At 43.0% G+C, this 6,423-nt stretch carries 6 protein-coding genes; 1 reads left to right on the top strand and 5 read right to left on the bottom strand.

Annotated elements, in window-relative coordinates:
- The coding region (locus VIP81_RS15170) for a FecR family protein (protein ID WP_331962278.1) at positions 1 to 966 on the bottom strand (966 nt) is incomplete at its 3' end.
- A gap of 96 nt (positions 967 to 1,062) precedes the next feature.
- A complete protein-coding gene (locus tag VIP81_RS15175; RefSeq protein WP_331962281.1) occupies positions 1,063 to 1,626 on the bottom strand; it encodes an RNA polymerase sigma-70 factor in 564 nt (187 codons plus the stop codon).
- A gap of 520 nt (positions 1,627 to 2,146) precedes the next feature.
- On the opposite strand from VIP81_RS15175, the gene VIP81_RS15180 reads away from it, so the two are divergent.
- On the top strand, positions 2,147 to 3,124 hold the full coding sequence (locus VIP81_RS15180; protein WP_331962284.1) for a D-2-hydroxyacid dehydrogenase family protein: 978 nt from the start codon (positions 2,147 to 2,149) through the stop codon (positions 3,122 to 3,124).
- 47 nt (positions 3,125 to 3,171) lie between these two features.
- On the opposite strand, the gene VIP81_RS15185 is transcribed toward VIP81_RS15180, so the two are convergent.
- From VIP81_RS15185 to VIP81_RS15195, 3 genes are all read right to left on the bottom strand, one after another.
- Entirely contained in the window at positions 3,172 to 3,909 is a 738-nt protein-coding gene (locus VIP81_RS15185; RefSeq protein ID WP_331962287.1) for a protein phosphatase 2C domain-containing protein, read from the bottom strand.
- 100 nt (positions 3,910 to 4,009) lie between these two features.
- Entirely contained in the window at positions 4,010 to 5,320 is a 1,311-nt protein-coding gene (locus VIP81_RS15190) for a RagB/SusD family protein (protein ID WP_331962290.1), read from the bottom strand.
- Positions 5,321 to 5,341: 21 nt separating this feature from the next.
- Positions 5,342 to 6,423, bottom strand: a 1,082-nt coding sequence (locus tag VIP81_RS15195) for an outer membrane beta-barrel protein (RefSeq protein WP_331962293.1), incomplete at its 5' end; no start/stop codon positions are given.

The raw sequence follows: 6,423 nt of genomic DNA on the forward strand, positions 1-6,423 counted from the left end.
GTTACCATTAGATAAAACTGCTTGTTGTCCCGGTTTTATCAACACCTCTTTTTCTCCTTTGCGCATACTTACCGCACCACTCACCAGCGTTGTTTTTACGGCATTTTCATCTGCGTAGGCCATAATATTAAAATGTGTTCCCAATACCTTTACTTCGCCACCTTCTCTATCCGGGAGCAATATTTTCACGTAAAAAGGTTTTCCACCACCCTCTTTTGCCGGCAGGTGTGCTACTTCAAAATAGGCTTCGCCGGTAAGCATTACTACCCGACTGCTATCCTGAAATGAAACGGGAAATTTTAAGGAAGAAGCGGAATTAAGAAAAACGCGGGTACCATCGGATAATACCACCTCGTATTTTCCGCCCCTGGGTGTGGTAACGGTATTGTAAGCAGCAGCCAGCTGATGATTGGCAACGGTGTCGTAAGCAATCAGTCCGTTCTGCAGCTGAACAACGGCGTTGTTTTCCTGTTGTTTAAGGAGACTATGCGAAGTACTGTCCAACTCAATACTGGAATTATCTGCGAGTGTAAGCACTGCTTTATTACTTCCAGGAATCACAAGCTTCCCGGCAGCGATTTCACTTCCCTTTTGAACCGATTTGTAAGCATTGGATTTGACGAGATACCATGAGGCAAATGAAAGAAATAGGAGCGCTGCTGCCGCTGCCCAATAACGGGAATAAGACCTGCGTTTAAATGATGGGAGACGCTGTTCTTCTGGCAATTCCAACCCAGCTTTACTAAAGATCCTTTGGGCCAGGGCCTCGGTATCAAACTGTTCAAGTTCGAGCAAATCACTGGCAAATTGCCCGGCATCCTTCACTTTCCGGTACATTTTTTCATGCTCCGGGTCCCCCGCTAACCAATCCTGCAGATAGTGTATTTCCGCCGGGGAAATCGTACCGTCGTTCTGTTTTTTGATAAGCCTGACAATATATAATGCCTCTTCTATTTTTTTATCCACTTAAGTCCATTTTCACCAGTATAACACCTGAAACAGGTGATTGTACCATGTAAAAATTGACAGATCGAAAAATGGCTAATCATGACCGTTTATACTTCAATATAGTCGTTTATAATTGGGCTGAGTTTTCAACATACCACGTATTATAGTGAGGGCTTTGGTTTTCTGATTGCGCACTGTTTGATAGGAAAGTCCCAGCTGGGCGGCTATTTCATAATTACTGAGCTGGTTGATATACCCCAGGATAAAGACCTCTCTCATCTTAGGAGGAAGACCATCAATGGCTTTACGTACATCTGCCATTAACTCGGCATAAATAATTTCGTCAATGCCGATATCTTCCGCACTCATACTGGTAAATATCTCAAATTTCTTCCTTTCCCGTTCCTTATCTCTTTTAAAATTCAGACAGGCATTCCGGACAGCCACATACAAAAACTTCTTCACTTCGTCCAGATCATCAAATACAGTATGCTTTTGCCACAATCTCACAAATACATCTTCCACAATATCCTCTGCCGCAGCACTGTCAAAGATTAGCCCCTCTGCATATTTGTAAAGTACCGGGGCATGTACGCGGATCAAATAATAATAACTCTCCTTATTCCCTTCTTTCAACAAGGAAAAACAATATTCATCGTTCTTAAGCTCCGCTTTCATTTCATTTGATCTGTTGGAATAAAGTCAGACTAAAAATAATTTTCCTGGTATGCCTTCTCTGCCCCTGCAACAAAATAAGGAACACCGTCTTGACAAAGCAAGCCCGGTGCATCAATAAATGCAGCATTCGAGACCAGTGGTTGATAATGTTAAAAGTTAGTTCCCATAGGAACACCAGGCCATTCTTTACATAACACCTCCTACCTGAGATTGTACCATATAAAAAAGCTGATCCGGTAAAAAAATTAGCCTTCCCGTGATGAAGTCCTTTAGAAAAGTCAATTCGTTACCGGCCGCAACGATTGACAATAACAATTGTTCACTATGATCGTAGTTGATTGCATTACGCTTCTTTAAAACTGACTTGCAGATATTTCATGCTCACTAATGTACTGCAATTGCCGGTAAAAAAAACTCCATTAACCCGACAAATATTAATGCTATTTTTACCCTATTCTTATCTACTGCCAATCTTCCGTAAAAAAGTAATTTGCAACAGCATCATTAAAAATTGAGACAAATGAAAATAGCTATTCCGGATGATTACCAAAACGTTATCAGGAGCCTGGACTGTTTTAAACTACTGGCATCGCAGGATGTTTTAATACTCAATACAACAGAAAAAGATCCCGAATTGCTGGCAGAAAAACTGCAGAACGCTGAAATCCTTGTATTAACAAGAGAAAGAACGAAAATAAACGAATCCCTGTTATCAAAACTACCCCACCTGAAATTAATCAGTCAAACAGGTAAGATCGCCGCACACCTGGATCTGGCTGCATGCACAAAGCATAAGGTAGCGGTAGCAGAAGGCATTGGTTCTCCCGTGGCACCCGCTGAACTCACCTGGATACTTATTATGAATACGCTCCGCCAGATTCCTGCCGCCATAGAAGGCATGAAAAACGGACAATGGCAGATCAACATCGGCTCCACTGTTCATGGAAAAACAATTGGCATTTGGGGATATGGCAAAATTGGTAAAATGATAGCCGGCTATGCAAAAGCATTTGGCGCCAGCGTGCTTGTATGGGGCAGCGATGCATCCAGAGAAAATGCAGTGAAAGACGGTTTCGAGAAAGCCACTACAAAAGATGACTTCTTCCAAAATGCCGATGTTATTTCATTGCACCTTCGGTTAAACGACAGTACCACCGCCATTGTAAAAGAGGCAGATTTAAATAAGATGAAAGCTAGTGCTGTATTGATTAATACCTCCAGAGCTGAACTAATTGAAAAAGGCGCCCTGATAAAATGCCTCAAAAACGGGAGGCCCGGATTTGCCGGTATTGACGTATATGAAGAAGAACCCGTTTACGATACCACATTTGACTGGCTCCACATGCCCAATGTAGTATGTACGCCACACCTGGGATATGTAGAAAAAGAGAGTTACGAATTGTATTTCGGTAAAGCTTTCGAAAATGTGATGAGCTATATCAATGGGCAGCCGGTTAACATTGCCAACCCACAGGTGCTACCATCAGAACAAGTGTAGATTTTATAATCTTCTCTAAACTGTTATTCTTGTGGGCTAATCATACACTATTTAACAAGTCTGATCACCGCCAGATCATCGGTATGATTCAGTCCATATTTATGTTCAATCGTTTTTAATTTCATATTCAACATCTCTTCATTTCCCAAGCCTGTTTGATCATGCAATAAAAAAGCAACAGGATCAAGGGTTTCGGAATTTTCAGGAGCGGCTACTCTCGTAAAAGACTCCATGCCATCGGTTGCAATGCTGATATCACGCAGTGTATCTATAAAGAGGCGCTGTTGTTGTGCATCGTACCAGGTATCAAAGTCTTTCGACAAATGAAAGCCAAGGTAATCCGGCTTATTATCCTGATCAAATGTAGTCACCATTCCATTAATACTGACTACGCCATCCCCAATCGCCAGCAGGATACCTTTATCTGCTTTTATATCAGCCAACAGTATAATTAATGTTGTTAACAATTCTTCCCGATCCAGCTGCAATTGATTTTTAATAATTTTTATTTCGTGAAATAGCTCCTGCAGTATTGCTTTGAGATAATTATCCAGTGATAATTCATGGGCTGCTTTCGTGTAGAATTCCTTGTAGTTAAGGGATTTGCAAATTTTTCTCAGCAGTTTACCAATAATAGTAGCTATCATATAGCTGTCTTTTCCCATGGTGCAGCCGTCCATTACGGCACAGATGATTTTGTTGTTTCCAATGGTATCAGTAAAAAGATAATCTTCACAATGGTTGATGTGGTAAGCGCCAATCCGCAATGTTGTGTATATGTTCATAGGTAACTAAAAACAAGATAGTACCTTTCTATCCTATATCAAAAATAAAGATGGTTGCCGCGGGGATGCAGCAACCATCTTCACTATACCTTAAACCGTCTTAAAACGCCGGATCAGGCGGCGTATTAGGATTATCATTCCGCTCTACAAACGGATAAGGGAAATAATTTCTTTTCCGCTCAGATTGAGGTCTTCCAAACCGGCGGCTATCTTCCAGCTCCTGTGCACCCATAAACAACTCTATGCGGCGGTGCTGATAAATTAAATTCAACAGCTCTGGTTCTGTACTGGCGGAAACAGGCGGCAACTGCGCCCCTACGCCGAATACGTCGTTGGCAATTCTTTTAGTCACCACTTTGTTCAATTCCGTTAAACCATTGGGTACATCATGTTGACGGGCGAAACATTCTGCTTTGATCAACATGATTTCTCCGGGAAGATAAATGGGAACCGAGGTAATATTTCCTCTGAAAAAACCATTGATGTTGAAGCGGGGCTTCGCTGTCAACTGTTTCAAAATATAAAATGGTACCCGCTGATCTGCGAGATCCGGCTGTAAGCCTGCCGGCAGCCCCATGGAAGAATCGATCACGTTATAGATATTGTTGGTAGCCGTTACCAGTGTAAAGATCGGGTTGGTGATCTGCGGATTAAATGCAAGGGTGGAGCGTACCGAAAGATTTACCTTATTGGCGGCCGCCATGGCAGTGGTATAGTCGCCTGCATATAAAGCATACCTGGCCTTCAGTGCATACAGGGTATTGATAATATCCACACTGTCTGGTACATTCACACCAAAACTACTACTTATAGGCGTAGCCGTTACGGTATTGATGGCATTATCCAGCGTAGCTACGGCAAGCGTATAGCCTTGTTTGCCGGTGATGAACTTCACATCTGTGGTAGCGGTATCCGGTTTACCGCTACCATCCGGTACCTGCTCCCAGAAATTAGCTTGTATACCAATAGCCAGTGCTTTAAAGATAGATGTATAGCCAATAATACCGCTGGCAAAAGCCTTATCCGTAACGACGGTGTTGGTGCGACGCAAAATACTGTCTGATTCGTAGCGGATTTTATTGGTTACATTCCACATGCCGGTAACTACTGCATTCGTATTTAATATGCTGCTACCTCCGGCGCCTATTTGTGCTTCGTCCGTATTACCCGGATTGGTCACAAAAGTTTCTCCAGTGAGCAAACTTCCGGAAGCAACGGTGGTGTACAACAGTCCTACCCGGTCTTTTGCATACCATGCCTGCAACCCCACTGCTGCGGCGGCTAGTGTGGTAGGAGAACTGTACGCCTCTTCCGACGATGGACCGGAAGGATCCTGGTAATCTTTTTTACAGGCGAATAGCGTGGAAAAAAGTACTGCGCTTAATAAGCTATATTGAATATATCGTTTCATGATGGATCGTGTTTAATGGATTTAAAATTTTGCACGTACAGACAGGTTATAACTTCTCGGAATAGGCACAGAACCAAAATCAATTCCACGGAGTACGGTGCTTTGTCCTGCTGCGTTCAATTCCGGATCATATCCTTTGTAGTTATCCCAGGAAATGAGGTTTCGGCCTCCCAGGCTGACAGACAAATCACTTAATCCCTTTAGCTTACCAAAGTCGTAAGTGAACGACACTTCCCGCAGTTTCACAAATGAGCCATCATCAATTCTCCATTCCTGTATGTTGTAATTGCCGGCAATATACCCACGTGGCAATAAGCCCCGATCTTCCTGTTCTGCTATTTTACCGTTGTCTACACCTTGTCTTGTTCTCCAGTCTGCATTAAATACATCTACACCCTGGACTGCATCCAGCTGTATGTGCAAGCCCAGTTTCCTGTATTGAAAATCAGTGGTAAGGGTACCAGTGTACTTCGGATTAGGGTCGCCAATTTTATTATTTAGTGCAGGCGAAGAAGTAGGCGGCAAGCCGGTAGCCGGGTCACGTGCAGTCGTATACGTTAGTGGGCCTGTTTGCGTTCCTCTCTCTGTTACCGGAATACCTGCTGGTGTTTTCAGAATATTTCCGCTGTTGTCACGTGCAAAGAAGGTTCCATAAAAGAATCCTATCGGCTCTCCGTTGGCGATGCCTATTGGTGCGCCACCTACCGTATTATAGAGGATCAGCGACTGACCAATATCTATCGCTTTATTTTTATTACGGTTGTAGATAGCTGTCAGATTCCAGGTAAAATCTTTTGTTTTTACCGGCGTCACATTCAACACTACTTCCACACCTTTGTTCTGTAATGTACCAATGTTATCCAGGTAGAAGGAATACCCATTGGTGGGTGCAATAGCACGACTGATTAACAGGTTTTCTACACGCTTGCTGTAGTAGTTAACGGATAAGGATATACGATTATCCCAGAAGGCCATATCCGTTCCAAATTCCAATTCCTTTTGTTTTTCCGGTTTCACATTCGGGTTGGTATAAGTACCTGGCGATTGAAAAGAAGAAGCGCCAATGAAAGCCGTGGCGTTATAGGTATTATAGCGCCCATAGG

Origin of the sequence: Chitinophaga sp. (assembly GCF_036566945.1) — a bacterium.
Classification (GTDB): Bacteria; Bacteroidota; Bacteroidia; order Chitinophagales; family Chitinophagaceae; genus Chitinophaga.